Origin of the sequence: Novosphingobium sp. HR1a, from assembly GCF_015594425.1 — a bacterium.
Taxonomy (GTDB): domain Bacteria; phylum Pseudomonadota; class Alphaproteobacteria; order Sphingomonadales; family Sphingomonadaceae; genus Novosphingobium; species Novosphingobium resinovorum_A.
This window is the reverse complement of record NZ_JABXWS010000030.1, coordinates 21,802-45,521: the sequence shown is the minus strand read 5'-3', so window position 1 is coordinate 45,521 and position 23,720 is coordinate 21,802. Positions and strand designations below refer to the sequence as shown.

At 64.5% G+C, this 23,720-nt stretch carries 14 protein-coding genes; 6 read left to right on the top strand and 8 right to left on the bottom strand.

What is annotated here, in order from left to right; all coding sequences use genetic code 11:
* Nucleotides 1-120: 120 nt before the first annotated feature.
* Together HWN72_RS05915 and HWN72_RS05910 are read left to right on the top strand one after the other, a co-directional pair.
* Nucleotides 121-1,401: a dicarboxylate/amino acid:cation symporter gene (locus tag HWN72_RS05915; RefSeq protein ID WP_248005839.1), complete on the top strand. Its 1,281-nt coding sequence runs from the start codon at nt 121-123 to the stop codon at nt 1,399-1,401.
* Nucleotides 1,402-1,529: 128 nt separating this feature from the next.
* Nucleotides 1,530-3,857, top strand: coding sequence for a TonB-dependent siderophore receptor (locus HWN72_RS05910; RefSeq protein WP_069707616.1), 2,328 nt, complete (start codon nt 1,530-1,532; stop codon nt 3,855-3,857).
* Nucleotides 3,858-3,948: 91 nt separating this feature from the next.
* Here HWN72_RS05910 and HWN72_RS05905 read toward each other — a convergent pair whose 3' ends face one another.
* Complete coding sequence (locus HWN72_RS05905; RefSeq protein ID WP_069707615.1) at nt 3,949-6,324, bottom strand: TonB-dependent receptor; 2,376 nt, start codon at nt 6,322-6,324, stop codon at nt 3,949-3,951.
* Nucleotides 6,325-6,562: 238 nt separating this feature from the next.
* Here HWN72_RS05905 and HWN72_RS05900 point away from each other — a divergent pair, with 238 nt between their 5' ends.
* The gene (locus tag HWN72_RS05900; protein WP_375154516.1) at nt 6,563-8,263 is read left to right on the top strand and encodes an arylsulfatase; all 1,701 of its coding nucleotides are present in this window, start codon (nt 6,563-6,565) and stop codon (nt 8,261-8,263) included.
* 114 nt (nt 8,264-8,377) lie between these two features.
* Nucleotides 8,378-9,334 (top strand): formylglycine-generating enzyme family protein, encoded by a 957-nt coding sequence (locus HWN72_RS05895; protein WP_375154515.1) that lies wholly within the window; start codon nt 8,378-8,380, stop codon nt 9,332-9,334.
* 585 nt (nt 9,335-9,919) lie between these two features.
* Here HWN72_RS05895 and HWN72_RS05890 read toward each other — a convergent pair.
* From HWN72_RS05890 to HWN72_RS05880, 3 genes are all read right to left on the bottom strand, one after another.
* Nucleotides 9,920-10,381: a hypothetical protein gene (locus HWN72_RS05890; protein ID WP_155986150.1), complete on the bottom strand. Its 462-nt coding sequence runs from the start codon at nt 10,379-10,381 to the stop codon at nt 9,920-9,922.
* 61 nt (nt 10,382-10,442) lie between these two features.
* The gene (locus tag HWN72_RS05885) at nt 10,443-11,024 is read right to left on the bottom strand and encodes a hypothetical protein (RefSeq protein ID WP_155986149.1); all 582 of its coding nucleotides are present in this window, start codon (nt 11,022-11,024) and stop codon (nt 10,443-10,445) included.
* A 928-nt stretch (nt 11,025-11,952) separates the two neighbouring features.
* A complete protein-coding gene (locus tag HWN72_RS05880) occupies nt 11,953-12,963 on the bottom strand; it encodes a 2-hydroxyacid dehydrogenase (RefSeq protein ID WP_211149968.1) in 1,011 nt (336 codons plus the stop codon).
* A gap of 101 nt (nt 12,964-13,064) precedes the next feature.
* On the opposite strand from HWN72_RS05880, the gene HWN72_RS05875 reads away from it, so the two are divergent.
* Nucleotides 13,065-14,384 carry a M20/M25/M40 family metallo-hydrolase gene (locus tag HWN72_RS05875; RefSeq protein WP_069707611.1) on the top strand — a complete coding sequence of 440 codons (1,320 nt, stop codon included), beginning with the start codon at nt 13,065-13,067 and terminating at the stop codon, nt 14,382-14,384.
* 90 nt (nt 14,385-14,474) lie between these two features.
* The gene (locus HWN72_RS05870) at nt 14,475-15,593 is read left to right on the top strand and encodes a diguanylate cyclase (RefSeq protein WP_211149967.1); all 1,119 of its coding nucleotides are present in this window, start codon (nt 14,475-14,477) and stop codon (nt 15,591-15,593) included.
* Between the two features lie 4 nt (nt 15,594-15,597).
* On the opposite strand, the gene HWN72_RS05865 is transcribed toward HWN72_RS05870, so the two are convergent.
* From HWN72_RS05865 to secA, 4 genes are all read right to left on the bottom strand, one after another.
* Nucleotides 15,598-16,941 carry a PepSY domain-containing protein gene (locus tag HWN72_RS05865; RefSeq protein ID WP_069707610.1) on the bottom strand — a complete coding sequence of 448 codons (1,344 nt, stop codon included), beginning with the start codon at nt 16,939-16,941 and terminating at the stop codon, nt 15,598-15,600.
* Nucleotides 16,938-17,519, bottom strand: a complete 582-nt coding sequence (locus HWN72_RS05860) for a hypothetical protein (RefSeq protein ID WP_083274567.1) — start codon at nt 17,517-17,519, stop codon at nt 16,938-16,940. The genes HWN72_RS05865 and HWN72_RS05860 overlap by 4 nt, the downstream gene beginning before the upstream one ends.
* 387 nt (nt 17,520-17,906) lie before the next feature.
* Nucleotides 17,907-20,666 (bottom strand): autotransporter outer membrane beta-barrel domain-containing protein, encoded by a 2,760-nt coding sequence (locus tag HWN72_RS05855; protein ID WP_069707609.1) that lies wholly within the window; start codon nt 20,664-20,666, stop codon nt 17,907-17,909.
* Nucleotides 20,667-20,899: 233 nt separating this feature from the next.
* A complete protein-coding gene (gene secA, locus HWN72_RS05850) occupies nt 20,900-23,650 on the bottom strand; it encodes a preprotein translocase subunit SecA (protein ID WP_036522695.1) in 2,751 nt (916 codons plus the stop codon).
* Nucleotides 23,651-23,720: the final 70 nt, after the last annotated feature.

Sequence of the window (23,720 nt, the reverse complement as noted above, 5' to 3'; positions counted from 1 at the left end):
GATAAATCTCTATAAATATGATAGAGAATATTGTTTGCGCTTCATTCCCTGATGGTTAGTCAAAATCGGATGACCGCTTCTTCCTTTATCGTCCGTCGCCTGCGATTTCCTGGTTTTGGCATGCAAGTGCTGCTCGGCATGACCGTAGGGATAATGGCCGGGCTGATCGTACGCGGGCTTGACCCGCAGAGCGGGTTCGCCATGAGCACTACTGCCGCCTTCCATACGGTAGCGCTGATATTCATCCAACTGCTGCGGACACTCGTTCCACCGCTCGTCTTCACGGCCATTGTCGCATCGGTGGCCGCGCTGCGCGGTCTCGACAATGCAGCGCGGCTGGTCGTGCACACTCTCGTCTGGTTCGCGATCACTGCGCTCATCGCGGTGGTGATCGGCATCGCGCTGGGCGTGTCGATCCAACCCGGCCTGCACGCCGGAATCAGCCGGAGCGCCGCGCAGACTCCCGCCTCGGTAGGCAGCTGGCTGGATTTCCTGACCGGGCTCGTTCCCTCCAATTATCTGGGCATTTCGGCCTCCACCAGCGTCGAGAACGGCAAGGCGAGCACGTCGGTCAGCTTCAATGTCCTGCAAATCATCATCGCGGCAGCGGCAGTCGGCGCCGCAGCCGTTCGTGTCGGCGATCGAGCAAATCCCTTCCTGAACTTCATGACTTCGGCCAACCAGGTTCTGCGCCAGGTTCTGCGTTGGATCATCGCATTGACCCCGATCGGTTCAGCCGCGCTGCTCGCAAACGCTGTCGTGAGCTACGGCTGGGACGCGATGTCCGCGCTGGGCAGCTTCGTTGCTGCTGTTTACGCCGGGCTGGCGATCGTGCTGCTGGGTGTCTATCCATCCCTGCTTGCGCTGCACAAGATCGACCCGCGCAGGTTCTTTGCGGTGTCCTGGCCCGCCATCCAGATCGGTTTCCTGTCTCGCTCCTCGGTCGGCACGATGCCGGTCACCGAGGAAGTGACCGAGAAGTTGGGCGTCCCCCGGGCTTACGCCGCTTTTGCCGTGCCGCTCGGATCGACGACGAAGATGGACGGCTGCGCGGCGATCTATCCCGCAATCTCGGCCATATTCGTGGCGCAATTCTACGGAATCGCGCTGCAGCCTTCGGACTACGTGCTGATCGCTTTCGTCAGCGTCATCGGATCGGCAGCGACGGCAGGCCTTACCGGCGCTGTCGTGATGTTGACGCTAACGCTATCGACGCTCGGCCTTCCGCTGGAAGGGGCGGGGTTGCTGCTGGCTATCGACCCGATCCTCGACATGGGCCGTACGGCGGTCAACGTGGCGGGACAAGTGCTTGTCCCGGTGATCGTCTCGAAGCGCCTCGGACTGCCGGAAACCGCGTCCGTCACCATCTCGAATGAGCAAATATCGGAACATATTGAATAAAATCGACTGACAGACATCACCGGGCATGTAATGCGGCTCTGGCTCAACAAGGGCCCCAGTAGAATCAGATGTGTTCAGGTCCCGTCGCGCCCGACCGCAAAGCGGTTTCGCGGCATGAGGAGAAAATCATGAAATTCACGAATGCTCTGGCGCTCACCGCCGTATCGACCGTCGCCATTGCTCAGGCTCAGGTGGCCGGCGCACAGGAAACGGCTGCGGCTGCAGACACCGACAGCGAGATCGTCGTCACCGGCAGCCGCGCCCAGGGGCGCTCGAAGCTCGACACCGCATCTCCGGTGGACGTCGTGACGATCCAGGATCTGAAGCAGCAGGGCACGACCGAGCTTGGCACCGCGCTTGCCAACTCGGTTCCTTCGATCAGCTTCCCGCGCCCGTCCGCCACGGATGGCACCGACGCGATCCGTCCCGCCACCCTGCGCGGTATGAGTCCGGATCAGACGCTCGTCCTCATCAACGGCGTGCGCGCGCATACGTCGGCCTCGCTCAACGTCAACGGTGTGGTGGGGCGCGGCTCGGCAGCGGTCGATCTTAACACGATCCCATCCACCGCGCTCCAGTCGATCGAAGTGCTGCGTGACGGCGCTTCGGCGCAGTATGGTTCGGACGCCATCGCCGGTGTCGTCAACCTGCGCCTGCGCGAAGCGGACCACGGCGGCGGCGCCACCGTTACTTACGGGATCTACGACACGCAGATCGACACCGCGCGCGACAGCCGCCACGTCACCGGTGAAAGCACCGTGACCGCTGCCGGCTGGCAGGGCATCAAGCTGGGACAGGACGGCTTCCTGACCGTTTCGGGCGAATACACCAAGCGCAACCCCACCAGCCGCGGCGACGTGGACCCGCGCCTTGCCACTCCCGTAGTCGACAACCGCTTCGGCGATCCGGAAGTCGAAAGCTACTCGGTCTACGTCAACTCGGCCAAGCCGCTGAACGAAACCTGGGAAGTCTACGCCTTCGGCGGCTACCAGTACCGCGATTCCAGCTCGGCAGCTTTCCCGCGGCTGGATTTGGCCGCGGCGGCTTATGGCCTCGACGGCTTCCTGCCGAAGATCAATACTCACTCCAAGGACCTGACGGTAACCGGCGGCCTGCGCGGCGAGATCGCGGGATGGAAGACCGACCTCAACGTCAGCTATGGCCGCAATCGGATCGACTACCGGACCCGCGATTCCGCCAATTACACGTACGGGGCGGCCAGCCAGACGGAGTTCTACGATGGCGCTTCGATTTACGACCAGTGGGTCGCAGGCATCGATTTTTCCAAGCAGTTCGACGTATTCCAGTCGCTGAACGTAGCATGGGGCGTCGAAGGCCGCCGCGAAAGCTACGAGATCAAGGCGGGCGAGGCCGCGTCCTACGGCTACGGCACCGCCTATCCGAACGCGACGCCAGGCGCGCAGGGCTTCCCAGGTTTCTCGACGCTCAACGAAGTAAACGAGCACCGCCAGAACGGCTCCATCTACCTCGACCTCGAAGCGCAGGTGACGGACAAGCTGCTGGTCGCTCTGGCAGGACGGGGCGAGAAATATTCGGACTTCGGCAGCACCGGCACCGGCAAGCTGTCGCTGCGCTATGACTTCAGCCCCGCCTTCGCGATCCGTGGCACCGCCTCGACGGGCTTCCGTGCCCCCAGCCTGATCCAGCAGTATTACACCTCGATCACCTCGGTCATCCAGAACGGAAATCAGATCGTTACGGGCACCTATCCGTCCACTTCGGCGGAAGCGACCTCGCTCGGCGGCAAGGCGCTGGAGGCTGAAAAGTCCACCAACCTGTCGGCTGGTTTCGTGCTGCGCACCGGCGGCTTCTCGCTTACGGTGGACGGCTATCGCATCCACGTGCGCAACCAGATCGGCCTGTCGGAGAACATCGCCGTCACGACGATCCCGAACGTCTCTGCCGCGCGCTTCTTCCTGAACGGGCTGGCCACCACCACCAAGGGCATCGACGCGGTCGCCAACTACAAGATCGTCACCGAAGGCGCAGGCACTTTCGACCTCACCGTTGCAGGCAACGTCAACGACATCAAGGTGACGAAGGTGCCCGCCAACACGGCCTTGTTCGCCCGCAGCCGCATCTTGACAATCGAGGACGGAACTCCCGGTGAGAAAGTCTCCGGTACCGTGGTGTGGACCGGCGATACGCTAGGCGCCACCGCACGCGTCACCTATTATGGCGACGTTCTTCAGCCCGGCACCGTCGCCACCAGCGACCTTCACACCGGCAAGCGCGCGATCACGGACCTCGAACTGCGCTATCAGCCCAAGGATGCGTCGTTCAACCTGGCGCTGGGCGCGAGCAACCTGCTCGACGTCTATCCCAAAAAGGTGCCCGCAGCGCTCAACACCACTGGTGTGACTGCGTTTCCCTACTACTCGCCGTTCGGCTTCAACGGCCGTTATCTGTATGTCCGTGCCGGACTGAGTTGGTAACAGTCCGTGAACATCTGGCCGCCGTGCGTGAAGCTGACGGCCAGATGATCGGTCGATGGTGTAGGCAGGTCGCCACACCATGGCTTAAAGATCAGAATTTCGTCCTGAGCGTGACACCGTACGTGCGCGGATCGCCCAGCGTGCCGGTGACTGCGCCGGTAGTTCCCGCGGACAGGCTCAGATAATAGAGCTTGTTTGTCAGGTTGCGCGCCCAAAGCTGAACGTCGAGCACTCCGTCGAGCGCCCGAAAGCCGATGCGTGCGTTGACCAGCGAATAGCCTGGGATCAGCGAGTAGCGCGAAAGGCTTGCAGTGGTGTTGAAGTCGGACCGGTAGCTGTAGTCAGCGCCGAGATAGACCTCGCTGTCGCGGCCGAGCACCGATCCTACGCCCTGACGCGCCTCGCCGCCGGTGGAGGCCGCCCACTTCGATACGCCCGGCAGACGCCGTCCGCTCAGATCGCAGGTGGTCTGCCCGGTGACCTCGATCGGGCACGGCGCATTGGGATAGTCCACGTATTTCGCATCGGTGAACGCGCCCGAGGCGTAGAGTGAGAGCCACGGCGCCGGATTTGCGCGCAGGTCCGCCTCGAAACCGCGCGTGCGCACTTTGCCGACGTTGGTGAAGTAGGACTGGTTGTTGCGCTCCACATCGACCACGGTAGTCTGGTAATCGCTGTCGTCGGTCCAGAACGCGGCGAGGTTGGCGGTCAGCCTGTTGCCGAACCACGCGGTCTTCACGCCCAGTTCGTAGCTGTCGATCGTCTCGGGCTTGATGACCGGATCGGCGGCGAAGGCGCCCGTTGTCACGATGTTGGCAAGGTTCAGGCCGCCGAACTTATGGCCGCGCCCATAGGTCGCATAGACCAGCGCGTCGGGCGTGACCTTCCACGACAGCGTCGCCGAGCCGGACAGGCGGCCTTCCTTCGTGCTGGCGGAATAGGAATTGACGACGCCGTAACGCGACCGGATCGTGTTGGCTGCGGCAAGCTGCGCGGTGGTCAGCCCGTCGAGGCTGGCGCCGGTGGCGGTCTGCTCGAACCAGCCGGTCTTCGTCTCGTAGGTGTAGCGCAGGCCCGTGGTCAGATCGAGCGTGGGCGTCACGTGCCAGATCGTCTGGCCGAAGGCGGCGTAGCTGTTGGTCACCGGGCGCGAGTGGCCGAGGATGGTGTAGCCGTTGAGCGCGGCGGCAGCGGCGGTGCGGTCCACGCTGGGCGCCACGAACCATGCGGCGGCATCGCTGCCATAGGCATTCAGCGCCTCGGCATCGATCGCCTGCCACAGGTAGTAGAGGCCCGCGACGTAATCGACCTTGCGCGTGCCTTCCGAGGCGATGCGCAGTTCCTGGCTGAACTGGCGCTGCTCGTTGCTCTGGTGGAAGTCGGTGCCGGCATCGAGGCTGGTGGAATCGCCGTCATTGTGCGGATACCAGTTCCACGCGCGGTAGGCGGTGACCGAGGTGATCGTATTGCCCGGGATGGTAAGGTCGGCGATCGAGGTCACGCCCCACTGGTTCATCTTGTAGCGCGGATTGGCGTCCACATCGACCTGCCGCGCCGAAGGGTCGATCGGCAGCGGCGTATAGCCGGTGCGCGCGGCGCGGGCGTAATAGTTGTTCGCGAACGCGGTGCCGTTGTCGTACTGGGTCAGCACGCCGGTCAGCACTGCCGCCGCCGTCTTGGAATGCTGGCGGCCATAGTCGCCGATCAGGCGCAGCTTGAAGTTGCTGGCAGGCGTGAACAGCAACTGTCCGCGCAGGCCGAAATCGTGATAATCCTGCGTGTCCGAACCGTCATAGCGGTTGGTCATGTAGCCGTCGCGGTCGGTCTTCGAGACGTAGAGGCGCGCGGCCAGCAGGTCATCCACTAAGGCGCCGCTGGCATAGGCATGGATCTGCCGGAAATCGTAATTCCCGAAGGTCACGTCGCCGCCCGCCTCGGGCTCGAACGTTGGCGACTTGGTGGTGACGACGACCGCGCCCGCCGACGTGTTCTTGCCGAACAGCGTGCCCTGCGGCCCGCGCAGCACTTCGATGCGCTCCACATCCGAGAGGTCGAACACTGCCTGTCCGGGCCGCGCGAGGTAGACCTGATCGACATAGACGCCGACCGCCGGCTCCAGACCGTCGTTGTAGACCGAGACGTTGTTGCCCAGCCCGCGGATGTTGATGCTGGTGTTGCGCGGGTTGGTGTTGGTGACGACGAGACTGGGAGTCAGTTGCTGCAGGTCGCGCAAGTTGTAGGTGCGCGTCGCGGCCAGCTGCTCGCCGCCGAAGGCATTCGCGGCCACCGGCACGTCCTGGATGCGCTCGTTGCGGCGACGGGCGGTGACCATGATATCGAGGCCTCCACCAACTTCTGCGTCGGCAGCGGCTTCGGCGGCTGGTGCCTCTTCGGCGTATGCGGGGACGGCAGCCAGCGCGCTCGACCCGAGCAGGGCGAGCGTGGTGGCACGCAGGAACGTGTTCATGGAAAGACCCTCATTGCATGGCGCGACCGGCGACCGGGCGGCCGCCTGAAACTCAACTATTTGAGTAGAGAACTCATGGTGCGCGGCAACAAAGATTCTCTACATAACTGGTAGAGTAAAACTTTGTGGGCCGCCGGAAATGCTCCCGTTAGGTCTTGCGCTCCCACGCATCGCCACGAACGGAACCGACGTGACCCGCAAGGCCGCCCTGATTGCCGCCGCTCTCATGAGCACTCTGATGACCCGTCCCGCCGCTGCGCAGGCGCTTCCCGCCGCGCCAGTGCCCGCATCGGCTGCCGCACCGGGCACTACGCAGAGTGCTGCGCGTCCGAACTTCCTCGTCATCGTCGCCGACGATCTCGGCTGGTCGGACCTCGGCGCCTTCGGGGGCGAAATCGCGACGCCCAACCTCGACGCGCTGGCCAACAGCGGCGTGCGCTTCACCGGCTTTCACACCGCGCCGACATGTTCGCCGACCCGCTCGATGCTACTGAGCGGCGTGGACAACCACGAAGCCGGGATCGGGACCATGGTGGAATCGCGCCCCGCCACCCTTGCCGATCGGCCCGGCTACGAAGGCTATCTCAACGACCGCGTCGCCTCGATCGCGGAGCTGCTGCAACAGGGCGGCTACCGCACGCTGATGTCCGGCAAGTGGCACCTCGGCCTCACCGAGGATCGCGGCCCGGCGGCACGCGGGTTCGACCATTCCTATGCGCTGCTGCAGGGGCTGGGCAATCACTTCGGCGCCGACCAGAATGCGGCGTGGACCAAGGCTAAGGCCAATTCGCTCTACCGGCAGGACGGCAAGCTGGTGAAGTTCCCGGTCGGTCACTACTCGGCGGACGAGTTCGCCGACAAGCTGATCGGCTTCCTTGATGAAGGGGCCGCCGACAAGCGCCCGTTCTTTGCCTACCTCACCTTCACGACACCGCACTGGCCGATGCAGGCCCCTTCCGAGACGATCGCGAAGTACAAGGGCCGCTACGACGCGGGCTACGAAGTGCTGCGCGCACAGCGGCTCGAACGGCAGAAGAAGCTCGGCCTCGTCGCGCTCGACCAGCAGCCCCATGCGCTCGACGGCGTGAAGCCGTGGGACAGCCTGACGGCCGAGCAGAAGGCGTTCGAGGCGCGCAAGATGGAAGTCTACGCCGCGATGGTGGACCGCATGGACCAGAACGTGGGCCGCGTGGTCGCCGAACTGAAACGCACCGGCCAGTACGACAATACGGTCATCGTATTCCTGTCCGACAACGGCCCCGAGGGCAGCGAGATCGACGCTCCGTTCCAGGTCCGCGGCGTGCCGGGCGGCGCGAAGAAACTGGGCATCGACAACCGGCTGGAGAACATCGGCAATGCCACCTCCTACGTCGGCTACGGCGCGGGCTGGGCGCAGGCCAACAGTACCCCGTCGTGGCTGGTGAAGGGCTATCCCACCGAAGGCGGCACGCGGGTCTCGGCTTTCGCCTCGGGCAAGGACGTCGTCGGCAATCGCATCGCACGCGGCTATCTGAGCGTCACCGACATCGCGCCGACCCTGCTCGACCTTGCCGGGCTGACCCAGCCGACCACTTATAAGGGCCGCACGATCCTGCCGTTCGAGGGGCACAGTCTGGTCCCCGTCCTGGCCGAGAAGGCCAGCGAAGTGCGCTCGCCGGACGAGCCGGTCGGCACCGAGCTGTTCTATCGCCGCGCGCTGCGCAAGGGCGACTGGAAGGCGGTCTACCTGCCGAAATCCGGCTCAACCTACCCGCGCGACGGGGTTGGCGAGGGCAAGTGGCAGCTCTTCAACCTTGCGACCGACCCGGCCGAAAGCACCGACCTTGCCGCCAGCCATGCGGACAAGCTGGCCGAACTAACAGCGGACTGGGATCGCTACGCCGCGCAGAAGGGCGTGGCACTTCCCGAGGATGCCGCAACCCCTGCGGCAAAGCCCTGAAGCGGGCGGCTTGAGCGGGCGGGGGCGTGCCGGGTGCGTTGCCCGGTGCGCCGCCAGCCGCTAGGTCCAGGTCGAGGATAAGGACGGGTGATCTTTTTGCAGGACGGCATCGCAATGACGGATGCGCAACGTGAGGCGCCGGCCGGGATGGTCCGTATTCCCGGCGGCACTTTCGCGATGGGATCGGAAACCTTCTATCCCGAGGAAGCGCCCGTGCGCCGCGTTTCGGTCGATGGGTTCTGGATCGATGCCACGCCCGTCACCAACCGCCAGTACGCACGGTTCGTCGCGGCGACCGGCTATCGCACCGTCGCCGAAGTCGCGCCCGATCCTGCGCAGTACCCCGGCATGCCGCCCGAGATGGCGCAGCCCGGCTCGCTGGTCTTCCACAAAACCGCCGCCCCGGTCGATACCGGCAATCCCGCCAACTGGTGGCGGTTCGACTTCGGCGCCGACTGGTGCCATCCACTGGGACCGGATCGCGACGTCGAGGCGCTCGGCTTGTGGGACCATCCGGTCGTCCAGATCGCCTATGCCGACGCGCAGGCCTATGCGGACTGGGCAGGCAAGGACCTGCCGACCGAAGCCGAATTCGAGTTCGCCGCACGCGGCGGGCTGGACGGCGCGGACTATGCCTGGGGCGACGAATTGGCGCCGGACGGCGCGATGCTGGCGAACTACTGGCAGGGCCTGTTCCCCTTCGCCAACCAGATCCTGGACGGCTGGGAACGGACCTCGCCCGTCGGGACCTATCCTGCCAACGGCTACGGCGTGTTCGACATGATCGGCAACACCTGGGAATGGACCAGCGACTGGTGGAGCGAGACGCCCGAAGTGGCCCGCAAGAAGGTAGGCCGATCGTGCTGCACGCTAAGCAACCCGCGCGGCGGCAAGCTCAAGGACAGTTTCGATCCCGCCCAGCCGGGCGTGCGGATTGGCCGCAAGGTGCTCAAGGGCGGTTCTCACTTGTGCGCAGCGAACTATTGCCAGCGCTACCGCCCCGCCGCGCGCCATCCCGAGATGATCGACACTTCCACCTCGCACATCGGCTTCCGCTGCGTTCGACGTTGAATCGTTTGCTGGCATTTCGTTTCAGTCACGCAGGTGCGCGACATCAATGCCTTTAGTCAGAGCAGAGACCGAGAGCGCCCCAAGCGGACTGAATGTCGGCTTTCCAATGGCCGCCTCTCCGAAGGCGACTGACCGGAATGTCCCAATTGCCGAACGCCCGACAATGGGTGGTGGATCAGCCTCATATTATACGAGTGGGCGATTTTCCCATTCTCGCAAATCGCTTATAAGCACCAAACAATTATGGATTGCCCCGAACGTTGATCTAGCATCCGATGAGGAAGACGATATCGGCGACAGACGCAAAGTCCAAACTGCCCACCATCTTCCAAGACGTGGCTGACGGGCACTGCTATCTTGTCACCATCCATGGACGAGCAATCGCGCAAATCGGTCCAGTCGCACCGTCTGGTAGGCTTGCGCTCGCCGCACGCGCGGCCCTGCTTGCACGCCTTGAGCGCCAGACGATCATCCGTACCAGCGCCTGGACACGCGATGATTTGTACAATGGCGATCGGTAAAATACGCCGCGGTCACCTTGGCAGCGTCGATGACGGAACTGGCAGGCGACACGATCAATCGGCATCAATCAAGCCACTCGATCCCGACCTGCGCCTCCAGGATGCGTGCCGCATGAGCGATATGCTTCAGCGAAGGGCGACGGCATGATTTCTGGAAGAAACGCCCCGTCCCTGCCCGCTTGTCCAGTTCAACAAAGGAGATTTGCATCTCTTTTGACCGGCGACGGATCGCATCGAGCGTGGGGTCTTCGAACGTTACCAAACTCGGTTGTCTTCGGACGGCGCCGATATGGGATGCCTTGCTCTTGATTTGACACAAGCGCAGTCCGGGGAAGAGCTTGATGAGTTCATTGTCGGACACGCTGTCACGATAAGCAGCATGAAGGCGTAGCACTTCCTTGTTGGTCCAGACATGGCGCCGGACCACGATCCCGATTCTCCGCACACGATGCTTGATAGCTGCAACGGTCCGACCAGGCAGCAGGCGCCGCAATGCGCGATAGTCTGGGTAGATTTCCCGCAGCACCTGGTCCTCCACCTCAGACCAAAACGGCTCAGATATGCCCTTTGCCTGATCGCTTCCGGAGCTAGGCATGGGCCCAGAATATCGTGGGTCGCCCGCCCAGAAGGATCATCGCCCGCTGGAGAGCGCGCCAATCCATGTAGCTGGGCGATACGAAATATCGCCGCCTGCCAACAAAGGCGTCGAGGTCCGTCATCGAAAGGCGGCATTCGAACGCGCGTTTGCGAATGCTGTCGACAAGCGGCATTCCAGTTGGCGTGGGCGCACGCCGGGGGCGACGATATCCCTTATCGCGGGCCTTCCTCCATATTTGCGAGCGGGTCTTGCCTGGAAACATCTCGAGTAATTCCGACATGGGAATGCCTGCCACATAGGGCTTCCGCAGGCGAATAGCCTCATCGCTGGTCCATATCCGGCGAGAAGGTACGAGCCCCAATTGCCGCGCCTTGTGCATAACAGCTGCAAGGGTTCTGCGCGGCAGAGCCACGCAGGCAGCTTTCCTGTCGGGAAAGGCAGCGCACAAACGGGCGATCTCGTCATCAGTCCAGACCGGATCGCCGGCGATGGTGCATCCGGTTCGCTCGATATGACGGAGCAAAGCCATGCGCCCGCGTTCGCCGCGACTCTGACCATCAAAAGGAATCATGCTGCGCCCCGAGCGTTTCGGTCGTCGCTCAGAATTGGGGACAATCTATACGCCCATATGACATCGGCCCCAGAATATGACGCAGTTTGGAAGAAATCAGCTAACCCAACCGGCGGCACAGGATCTGTAGCCAGGAGCGCAGAATCCGGCCCAAAGGGCAAGCGTCGGCACAATCGGCACTTCAGTGCCCTACCCCCTTACGTCGCGAAGCGCCTTGCTGCATCATGATCGTGGTCCAACAGATGGCTGGATGTGCCACAGGCCCTGCGGGGTTCTGAACTGCCAGCCCGATCGGAAGGCCACGGTTGCAAGCATACAGGCTTGCAACCTGCTCATTGAACATGTGGATAGGGTCAACAAGCGAGGTGCGATCCCTGGCCCATCAGCAGCGGAGGCGCCACAGTTTCCGACAGGGATTCTAAGCTGCCGTTTTTCTGTCGATGGAGAATCAGCCTGCAATCCGATAACGGCCGTATCCGGTCTTCTGGAGCAGCCCTTCGTGACACATGCGGGAGAGATAACAGCGAGGGATACCAATGCCTGTGAGGTCCTTGGTTCTCACTTCGCCCCGCTCGCGCACGAAAGCCACGGCACGTTCTCTCAAGGATTCTTTAGGACTTCCTGCTGATTTGATACGTTCCTTACGATCGCGATCACGCTTGCGAACCCCATGCGTGGGTTCTCGTGGCAATGACAAAGGCGCATCCTTCGCAAATTCGCAAGACTGGACCGCCACCTTTAGCAATGAATTTCTTGCCATAGCGCGATATCGTGATATGGTTTTTCTTGCTTCATCGGATACGAATATTGAATTTTTTTAGACGTATACTGAAATGGGAGCCAACTTCTTCCGCTCCAGATCATGATCACAGGATGATGACCGCCCGACCCCAAGCGGGCGCGCGACAGCGGATAATACTTCCAAAGATCAGCTTCTTACCGTCTCCGATCGAATCCGGTTCGGCAGCGCGCGGCCGGCTGCGAAGTCGCTTACGCTCTGCAGTGTGGTCCGCGCGATCGCGTCCAGTGCTTCCTCGGTGAGGAATGCCTGGTGCCCGGTCATCAGCACGTTGGGGAACGTCAGAAGCCGCTGCAGCAGGTCGTCGTCGATGATCTCGCTGGACAGGTCGTCGAAGAAGACCCCCGCCTCCTGCTCATAGACATCGAGGGCGACGCCGCCGACGCGGCGCTGCTTGAGCGCCTCGATCAGCGCGGCGGTGTCGATCAGGGCGCCGCGACTGGTGTTGACCACAACAAGACCCGGCCGCGCCGCCACGAGGACGGCGGCATCGATCAGGTGATACGTATCCGGCGTCAGGGGACAGTGCAGCGTGACGATTTCCGATTCGCGGAGCAAAGCCTCTCGCTCGACGTAGCGCACGCCGATTTCGACCAGCCCCTCATCGACCACCGGATCGCTCGCCAGCACGTCGCAGCCGAACCCGGCGCGCAGCGTGCGGGCGACGAGAGCGCCGATCTGGCCGGTGCCGACGACGCCCGCCACCCGGCCATGGAGATTGCGGCCGACAAGCCCGTCCAGCGCGAAGTTGTTCTCCCGCACCCGCGACCACGCGCGGTGGATCTTGCGGTCAAGCGAGAGCAGCAGCCCGACGGAGAATTCCGCCACAGCATGGGGCGAATAGGCGGGCACCCGCACCACCGCGATCCCGAGCCGGTCGGCGGCGGCAAGATCGACGTTGTTGTACCCCGCGCACCGCAGCGCCAGCAGCCGCACGCCTGCACTCGCGAGCGCTTCGAGCACGGCCCGGTCGGCCTTGTCGTTGACGAAGACGCAGACCGCCTCGTGCCCTTCGGCGAGCCGGGCGGTCGAGAGCGTCAGGGGAGCATCGAGGAATTGCAGGTCGAAACCATGATCCGCATTGGCAGCTGACAGAAACGTGCGGTCATAGCTACGGGTGCCATAGACGGCGATGCGCATCGTTCGACCTCGTTCGAATGGACCGGCGCGACGATGCCCGCCCCGGCAGGTCCTGTCCACCGCGGCCTTGCGCCGGACCGCATCGGGGCTATCGTAGGGCCATGTCTCGCATCCGCATCGCCGCCCTCTCCGCCCTGCTTCCCCTGACCTTCGGCGCGGCGCCGGCCCTCGCAGCGCTATCGCCTGCCGAACGCCAGATCGTGAGCACCGCCGATGCGGGCACGGAAAGCGATATCGCCCTGCTCGAAAAGCTCGTCGCGCAGAACAGCGGCACCCGTAATCTTGACGGCGTGCGCAAGGTGAACGCCATGGTCGCGCCCGAATTCGCGGCGCTGGGCTTCGAGACGCGCTGGGTGCCGATGGATGCGGTGGGCCGCGCCGGGCACCTCATCGCCACGCACAAGGGCAAGCGCGGGACGACCCGGATGCTGCTGATCGGCCATCTCGATACCGTGTTCGAGCCAGGCTCCCCCTTCCAGACCGCCCGGCGCGAGGGCACCATGCTGCACGGCCCCGGCGCGGCGGACGACAAGGGCGGCGTCGTGGTGATGCTCGCCGCTCTCAAGGCGATGAAGGCGGCGGGCACGCTGGCGGGCGCCAACATCGAGGTCGTCCTCACCGGCGACGAGGAGGCTGCGGGCGAGCCCGTCAGCCTCGCCCGCGCCGACCTGGTCGCGGCGGGCAAGCGGGCCGACGTCGCGCTCGATTTCGAGGGGCTGGTGATCGTCGACGGACAGGACTACGGCTCGGTCGCGCGGCGCTCGGCGGGGGATTACACGATCACCGCCAGCGGGATCACCGCGCATTCCAGCGGCACCTTCTCGCCGGAGGTAGGCGACGGCGCCGTCTTCGAACTCGCGCGCATCATCACCGCCTTCCGCGAGGAATTGCCCGAGCCCAACCTGACCTTCAACATCGGCCTCGTCGGCGGCGGCGCCACGGCAGCGCTCAGCGGGGACGAGGCGCAAGTCACCGCCACCGGCAAGACCAACATCATCCCGCCCGTCGCGATCGCCAAGGGCGACTACCGCGCTCTGACGCCCGAGCAGGTCGAGCGGGTCAAGGCCAGGATGCAGGCCATCGTCGCCCGTCACCTGCCGCGTACCGACGCGGCCATCCGTTTCAAGGACGGCTATCCGCCGATGGCGCCCACGCCCGGCAACCAGGCGCTGCTCGACCGGCTCAACACGATCAACACCGACCTCGGTTTGAAGGCCATGCCCGCGCTCGACCCGCTGAAGCGCGGTGCGGGCGACATCAGCTTCGTCGCACAGTACGTCGATGGACTGGCAGGGCTCGGCCCGTCGAGCAGCGGCGATCATACACCCGAGGAGCGCGTCGACCTTTCCAGCTTCCCACGCCAGATCAAGCGCGCCGCCCTGCTCATGACCCGCCTGAGCCGTGAGCCTGCCGGGCGCTGACAGCCTTTTCCGTCATGGTGCATGCCCTGATCCGCGCCATCGTAAATTAACCATTTGCTGCCAGACGGCCCCGGCCATAAGGGGCCGCAAATGAGCTTTCCGGACGTCGATACGCTGCGCCTGTGCAGCATCCTCGCCTCGATGGCGTTCGGCATCGTCTTCACGGTGCTGTTCTTGCGCGCCCGCAGCGAGCGGCACTTCCTGTGCTGGGGCATGTCCTCGCTGCTCTACAGCGGCGCGATCCTCCCCTTTTCGTTCGCGCCGCTGCGCACGCCTGTCATCGTCACCCTGCTCTATGCAGTGCTCGGAATGACCAACGTGCTGCCGGTGGCCGGCGCTCGCCTGCTGGAGGGACACAGCGCCTTCGTGCGCTGGATGATCATTCCCATCGCCAGCGCCGCCCTGGGCCATGGCCTGCCGCTTGTGCTGGGCGCCGCGGGGCTCGTTCAGCCCTACGGCATCTGGCAGACGATAGGCGATGCGCTGGGCCTGTCGATCTCGATGGGGCTTTCCGGGTACATCCTGGCCTTCACCGGCAACGCGGCGCAATCGTCCGGGCGGCGCATGGCGGGACTGTCGATGCTGGCCTACCTGCCGGGCTACATGCTGTCGATCGTCGCGACGATCTGGGCGATGCCCGGAGACGAGTGGGTGGCGCTGCTGGCCATGCTGTCCGACCAGATCCTGCTCGGCGTGCTCAACCTCGGCCTACTGGCGATCCCGGTGGAACTAGTACAGAGCCGCCTGCGCGACGCTGCCTTGCGTGACATGCTGACGGGCACGTGGAACCGGGCCGGGCTGGAACACGTGGCGCCCCGCTTCCTCGTCGCGGGGGCCGGAGTGATTGCCCTCGACGTCGATCACTTCAAGTCGATCAACGACCGTTTCGGCCATGCCGCCGGAGACGAGGTGCTGGCGACCATCGGGCAGGAAGCGCGGCAACTGGCGGCGAAGTCGTCCGGGCAGGTGATCCGCCATGGCGGCGACGAGTTCCTCGTGCTGCTGCCGCCCGCGCAGGATGCACAAGCCTTCGCGCGGACGCTGAAGACCTACCTTGCCGACCATGGCGCCGGATCGGGCTGGGGCGTCAGCATCGGCATCGCGCATGTCGCTGCCGGGGACGCGACGCTGGGCGAAGCGGTGAAGCGGGCCGACGCCGCGCTCTATCAGGCCAAGGCGGCGCGCGCGCCCTTCGTGCCGGTCATCTGACGGCTCAGGCCAGAGCCAGTCCCCCTGCTCCCACGCACGAGACGACCAGCCCGATCTGGAGCGCACGGCGGAAACGCGGCGGCGCGAAAGGCGCAAAGGCCGCCGCCAGCACCAGCGCCGACCCGATCCAGAAGATCGCCGCGAACGGTGCTGCGTTGCCGATGACGAAACGCGCCACCAACGTCAGGGCAAGCGCCATGGGGCTCCCCCATACCACCGCGTCCCATGCCTTGAGCAGACGCGGTTCGTCGTGGCCGCGCCGCCGCCGCTTGCCAAGCCAGATGTAGGTTCCGGTCGCGCAGATCGCCGTCAGCGCCGTGCCGAACAGAACGTAAGCCAGCTTGACCGGCAATCCGCCGAAATTCCCGAAGTGCAGCCGGTAGTTGGAGGCCGCCGCCTGCTGCCCCAGTTCGCCGTCCGCGAGGCCCGCAACGCCGAGGAAGCGTCCGCCCGCATCGAAACGGTAACTCTCACCGAAGATCAGGCGCCTTGCGTGGAGCGCGGAGACCTGAATCTCCTGCCCGCGCGTCAGCGGATCGTGGAGCGTCACGTAAGTGATCGTCACTTGCGGATAATGCCGCGCCATGTAGTCGAGCGCCGCCGCCACGTTGGGCGCCGGAGCAACGCGCTTGTCGGGCTTGCCCTCCTCGCCGAACAGGGGCTGGTACACCGCCTCTATATCGCCGCCATGGTCGAGCGAGGCGATGGCGTAAGCCGTGATCGACCCGAGCCCGATCACCGCGCCGGTCAGCGCCACGGCCACCGTGAAGGGCAGCGACCATACGCTCATCCGGTTGTGCCAGTCCGCCAACCCGAGCCCGGTCTGGTTGCGCGCGCGCAGCAGGAAGGCATCGCGGAAGATACGCGGATGCGCGATGACGCCGGTGAGCGACAGCGCCAGCATCATCACCCCGAGGATGCCGACGATCGACATGCCCACGAGCGCCGGCAGGTTCAGCGTGTAGTGAAGCTCCACCAGGAAGTCCGACCAGCCGATCTCCTCGGCATTGGCGAGCCGGCCATCCGCCGCGACATGGGTGGCGCGGGTGTCGGTGGTGATGGTCGTGCGCGGCAGTTCCTCGACCGGCATGTGGACGTAGAGGTGCGTGGTGACCGGCCCGCCCTGCTCGGCCTTCAGCGCCGCTTCCACGCCGCGCTGGACGGCGACGGGCGCGATGGTGGCCATCTCGGGCGCCTTGTCCTGCTCGGCGCGCTGGAGTTCTGCGTAGAACACCGCGATCGTCCCCGTCAGGCTGACGATGTAGAGCAAGGCGCCAGCGATCAGCCCGATCGCGGCATGGGCCGACAGCGCGCGCTTGACGGTGGAAGGTTCGGGAGCGGTCGTCATGAAAGCAGTCCTGCGGCCAGCGCGGGCCATGTCGGCAAAGAGGAAATGGCCAGCACCTTGATCTGCCCGCGCCGCGCAGGCTGCATCAGCACCGCATAGGCGATGAGCATCCACGCCAGCGGCATGGCGAAGAACGCCAGCGCCAGAGCATTGGCGAGGCTCCATCCCAGCATCCGCCCCAGCGCCGCAATCGCCAGCGCCGCGCCCACCGAGGGCAATGCCGAGACGATGCCGACCAGCACGAACGTCAGCACGCGCCCGCCGAGGCGCAATGGTTCACCGCTCTCGGGCAGCATTCCGGCGCGGCGGTTGGAAGCGGCAACCTTCGCAGGCTCCGAGACAAGCGCCGCATGGACCAGCAGCACGAAGGCCGCGCCCATCGACCAGAGCGCAGCAATGGAGGTGCCCCACGCCCCGGCGCCCATCCAGCCGACCACTGAGGAAACGAGCAGAAGCGCCCAGCCGAGGGCATTCAAAGGCATCGAGCGCCGGGCTTGCCGCCACGCAAGGCGCAAGGCCGCGACACCGGCAATGCCCGCCGCGGAGGCGAGCGCCAGAAGCATGTCGCCGGACGTCACTGCTTGCTGCTCGGGCCGAAGAATCGAAATGCGCGCATCATTGTCCCTTGCCTCTCTCAAAGGTCAACTAATGCGATCAATTTTCAATAGCAAGGTAAGGGCTGGTTTGCTCTGGACCCGCTCCGGAGACCACCATTGCTTCGTTTACAAAGATGGGGCTGCGATGGGCTTGGAGTGGACCGAGGGTGAGTGTTTGTCTGAAAACATCATCCGTCATCCCCGCGAAGGCGGGGATCCATCTGACGCCGGTGCAACCGGCACCGTCAGGAAGGAGATGGGCTCCCGACTTCTCGGGAATGACAATGATACAGGTGACGGCGATCACGCTGTAGAATCGAGAACTAGAAAGAAGGACGCGGCCTTCACCGCGCCCCTCCCCTCCGCCAATCAGAACTTGATCGAAACGCCTGCTGTCGCGCGGTCGGTGTGGTAATCACCCTGCCGCACGATCGCATATTCGACGCGCATCTTGATGCCGTTGGTCAGCTTGAGCCCCAGTTGGCCGCCCGCCTCGAACGAGTCCTTGTCGGCATCGACGCTCGACACCAGCCAATCCGCCGCGCCCAGTTCGGCGGTGCGCACGGCCGTCGCGTCCTTGAGTTCGTGGCGCCAGTTGCCGAACAGACCGGCCTCGACCGGATTGCCGACGCCGATCGCCAGTTCCGCGCCCAGCTTGGTCCGTGCGCTGGTCCACTTCTCGCTCGGCATGGTTAGGCCGATGACGGTGGAACCCGTTTCGGCCACCGAACCCGCTTTGCTGCGCGCGATCTCGATCCCGGCGACGGGCCGGATCACCGAACGATCGCCGAGCTTGAGGTCTACCTTGGCTTCCAGTGCGGCCGTCAGCGTCTTGATCTTGTAGCTGTCGGTGGCGCGCTGGTTGCCGGTCATCAGGCCGACGTTGCGGATCGTATCGAGGCTCGCCTCGTTGTAGCCCACCACGAGGCCCAGCGAGAGTGCACCGAAACGATGCGCGCCGTAACCGAAGGCGGACCAAGTCTTGATGGCCGCCGAACTGCCGACATCGCTGTACATGTCGCCGTCTGTATAGCTGCCGCCGATACCGATCCGGGTGCCGTCGATGTTCACCGCGTTGATGCCTGCGATCACGCCGTGCGCCTTGCGGTCGTAGCCATAAGCGATGCCGTCCTCGCCCACTTCGGTGGACTGGCCGATGTAGCGACCCCATGCGGTCGCACCCTTGCGGGTCGATTCCACGCCGCAGCCATCGTCGGTGCCTTGCGGCGCCGGGTCGGTGAACTGGCCGGGCGTCTGCACCGCAGGCGAGCAGCCCCAGGGTTCCTGCGCGGCGCTCAGCGCGGTCTGGCTGATGTCGCGCGCAGAACTCAGCGCCATCTGCAGCGTGTCGGCATGGATCTCGCCGCTGATCTGCGAGAAGGCATAGCCCAGTTCCCCTGCGTCGTAGCCGTAGAGGCCGCTGAACAGCGGATAGTAGGCTCCGCTGCGCGCGCCGGCCGCCGGACGGACGCCGTCGAGCCCGGCCGCTGCCCATACCGCGTTGCGCTTCCATCCCGCGCCCGCGCCGAACGTGGCGAAGCTGGTCGGGGTCACCGCCGCGAGCACCTGCGTCGAGCGATAGATCACGTCGAAGCGCGTGTTGGCCGCAAGTCCCGAACTCGGCTGCACCACCGAATCGAACGCCCCCGAGCCGACCGCGCCGCCATCGACGATCACGAAGGTATCGCCCACCACCGGGGTGAAGGTGTTGTTGCCGCCAGTGATCCCGCGCAAGGTCGGCGCGAGGATGCCGTTGGGCTGGAACGTCGCGCCGGTGGTCAAAGCCAGGCGATCGTAAGTGCCCGCACCGCCCGCCGCGTTGTAGGTGCGGCCGTCGATCTCGACTTCGAAGGTCGCGTCGTCGGCAAGGGTCACGTCACCCGCCGCGACGACCAGCGTGCCGGGGCTGTTGCCCGGGGCGAGCGTGCCGCCGGAATTGACCGTGACGTCGGCCACGATCGTGCCGCTGCCGCCCAGCCGCGCGCCGTCGTTGACGGTGACACTCGCGGCCGAGAGCGCCGAATTGACCAGCAGCGCACCGCCATCGACCACGAAGCCTTCGTTGAGCGTGCTGATCGCGCTCGACAACGTCAGGGCGCCCGCGCCGGTCTTGGTCATGCCGCCAACGCCGGTCAGGCCGCCGGTCAGCCCGACGTCGAAGCCGTTGCTGTCGATCGTGCCGCCCTGGCTCTGGACCGTGAACGCGGTGGCCACGTCACCGCCCGAGGCGAACTGCAGGGTGCCGCCGACGAAGTTCGGATTGACGTCGCCATCGTTTACTTCCTGCGTCGTGTAGAACGCCTTGGCGAGATCGATGTCTGGAATGTCGCCGCCGATCGGGATCAGCACGTCGGAGCCGCGCGTAAGGTCGGTCGCGGGGTCGAAGTCGACGTTCGCGTTGGCGCTGGGAATGGCATTGCCGAAGCCGTCGACGTAGACATAGCCCGAGTGCGCGCCGTATGGGCAGTCGAGCGCTACGAAAAGCAGATCGTAGTCATGGCCCGCGACCATGTCGATGTCCTCGACCTTCCAGTCGCTCGTCACGTAACGCCCGGCCTGGCGGAAGATCGTCGTGTTCTGCGCGGTATAGGCGCTGTAGGCGATGTTGTTGATGACCTTGCCGGTCGTCTTGTCCACCACCTTGATGATGAACGAGGGACTGTCGGTCGCTCCGTGCGACGGCTCGAGTATCGCATTCCAGGCGTAGTAGAGCTTGTTGCCGGTGTAATTGGCGACCGACTGAGAGAGCGCGGTGACGCCATAGTTGGGGCTCATGTCGTTGAGCCGGATCGCGTGGTTGCCCGCGAACACGGTCGGCGTGCCGGTGAACGGATCGAGGTCGCCCGCATTGGTGATGGTGTAGGAATTGGGCGCCCCTGCCCAGGTCGAGTCCGCAGGCGGCCATTGCGCCGTGCTGGTCCAGGTGCCCCCGGTGAGCACCCAGCCGGTGGTGTCGCCGCTTTCGAACCCCGGATTGATGACGGTTTGCCCCAGGACCGGCGCCGCCAGAGCCAGAGAAGCCGCAAGCGCCATGGCGCTGACCGCCCCCCGCGCGTTGATCAGGCGCGCGTTGATCAGGCACGGGGCCGCGTTCACGGCAAGCGTGTTGGGTGTCGCACTACCAAACATGATGTCCCCCTCATGACGAAGCAAAGATGCCTCGAGCGCAGGGACTAACTCACGCAAAGACGGGCGAATAGTAATCAACCCTGTCAGGAAAATTACAAGGCCGGTTATCTTGTTAACAGAGAGACTTTTACTAGTGTATACTTAGATACACTCGAAATCCCAAGTTTCTGGAAGACATACGAAAAAGGCGTCGCCGGTGTACGGCGACGCCTTTTCGAACATATGCGGTGCGATCAGGCCAGCACGCCGTGGCAGTGCTTGTACTTGTTGCCGGAACCGCAGGGGCACGGCGCATTGCGGCTAATCTGGAGATCGGCCCAGGGGTTGCCCTCGCCGCTTGCACCTGCCGGAGCACCTTGCACGACACCCTCGGGGCTGCCCGCGAGGTTGCCGAACAGTTGCGCCATCTGCGCCGAACCATCGCCGTCCGCCGAATCGTCGAGGCCGGTGAACGGGTCGATGTGGCCGGTCAGGAAGTCCGGCAGTTCAGGCAGCTGCGTCTGCTCGGGCATGCGCAGTTCGCTGACCGAGATGATGCGCGTCACGTCTTCGCGGATACCGTCGAGCATGCGCTCGAACAGGCCGAAGGCTTCCTGCTTGTACTCGTTGATCGGCTGCTTCTGGGCATAGGCGCGCAGGAACACCACCTGGCGCAGCGCGTCGAGCGTGGCGAGGTGTTCCTTCCAGTAGTGGTCGAGCCGGTCGAGCAGGATCGACTTTTCCACCTGGCGCCAGATTGCCGGGTCGTCTTGGCTCATCTTCGCGGCCATGTGGGCATCAGCCAGCTCGGTGATGCGCTGCTCGATGTCCTCGGGTTCGAGGCCGTCCTCCTCGATCCACGCCTCGATCGGGGCGTCGATGGCGAGGATGTCCTGCACCTTCTCCTTGAGGACCGCGATGTTCCAGTGCTCGGGGTAGGAACCGGCCGGGCAGGCATCGGCCACCAGCGAGTTGATGGTGTCATGGCGCATGTCCACCACGACATCGTCCACCGCTTCGGCATCCATGATGTCGGAGCGCTGCTCGTAGATCACCTTGCGCTGGTCGTTCATCACGTCGTCGTATTCGACGACTTGCTTGCGCACTTCGTAGTTGCGGGCCTCGACCTTCTTCTGCGCGGTCTCGATGGCCTTCGACAGCCACTTGGAACCGATCGCCTCGCCGTCGGCCAGATTGCTGTTCATCATCTTGGAGAACAGCGTGTCGGGGCCGAAGATGCGCAGCAGGTCGTCTTCGAGGCAGAGGTAGAACTTCGACAGGCCCGGATCGCCCTGACGGCCCGAACGGCCGCGCAGCTGGTTATCGATGCGGCGGCTTTCGTGGCGCTCGGTGCCGATGACGCACAGGCCGCCAGCTTCGAGGACGAGGCGCTTCTGCTCGCCTACCTCGGCCTTGATCTTCGCGATCGCGGCGTCGCGCTCAGGCCCCTCAGGCATGTCGCGCAGTTCGTCCTCGACGCGGAATTCCACGTTGCCGCCCAGCTGGATGTCGGTGCCGCGGCCCGCCATGTTGGTGGCGATCGTCACGGCACCGAGCGAACCTGCCTGCGCGACGATATGCGCTTCCATCTCGTGGAAACGCGCGTTCAGGACCGAGTGCTTCACGCCTTCCTTGTTGAGGAAGTCCGACAGCAGTTCCGACTTCTCGATCGACACGGTGCCGACGAGGACCGGCTGGCCGGTCTCGTACTTCTCGCGGATCAGCTTGGCGATGGCGGCGAACTTGTCGAGCGTGTTCTTGTAGAACTCGTCCTCCTCGTCCACGCGCTGCACCGGCACGTTGGTCGGGATGGTGACAACGTTCATCTTGTAGATGTCGTAGAATTCCGGCGCCTCGGTCGCGGCGGTGCCGGTCATGCCCGAGAGCTTGGGATACATGCGGAAGTAGTTCTGGAAGGTGATCGAGGCGAGCGTCTGGTTCTCCGGCTCGATCTTGACGCCTTCCTTGGCCTCGACCGCCTGATGCAGGCCGTTCGACCAGCGGCGGCCGTCCATCATGCGGCCGGTGAACTCGTCGATGATGACGACCTTCTCGTCCTTGACGATGTAGTCGGTGTCGCGCTTGAACATCATCACGGCCTTGAGGGCCTGGTCGAGATGGTGGACGACCTGCGTGTTCTCGACATCGTAGAGGTTCGAGCCTTCGAGCAGCCCGGCGGCCTCGAGCATGCGCTCGGCCTTCTCGACGCCGTCCTCGGTCAGCGAGATGTTCTTGGTCTTCTCGTCCGCCTCGTAGTCCTCGGGCAGCAGCTGCTTCACGATCGCGTCGACCTGGACGTAAAGCTCGCTCTTGTCGTCAGTCGGGCCGGAGATGATCAGCGGCGTGCGCGCCTCGTCGATCAGGATCGAGTCGACTTCGTCGACGATCGCAAAGTTGAAGGGGCGCTGCACCATCTGGCTGCGCTCGTGCTTCATGTTGTCGCGCAAATAGTCGAAGCCGAATTCGTTGTTGGTGCCGTAGGTGATGTCGGCGCCGTAGGCCTCGCGGCGTTCCCACTCGTTGAGGTTCGGCACGATCACGCCGACCGTCAGGCCGAGGAACCCGTGCAGCTTCTCCATCTGCTCGGCGTCGCGGCGGGCAAGGTAGTCGTTGACGGTGACGACGTGAACGCCCTTGCCTTCCAGCGCGTTCAGGTAGGTCGGCGCGGTCGCCACGAGGGTCTTGCCCTCGCCCGTGCGCATTTCCGCGATCTCGCCGCGGTGGAGCACCATGCCGCCGATCATCTGCACGTCGAAGTGGCGCATGCCGTACACGCGCTTCGAGGCTTCGCGCACCGTGGCGTAGGCTTCGGGCAGGATGTCGTCGAGCGTGGAGCCGCTGGCCAGCATCTCGCGGAACTTGGGGGTCTGGGCGGCGAGTTCCTCGTCGCTCATGGCCTCCATGGCGGGCTCGAAGGCGTTGATCTGGGCGACGATCTTGTCGAGCGACTTGACGTAACGCTCGTTGGACGAGCCGAAGATGGACTTGACGAGTGCGCCGAGCATGGCGGTGAACCCCTGTTTTTCGTGAATTACATATGGTCGGTGTACGCGGCCCAAGCTCACAAGGAGGCGG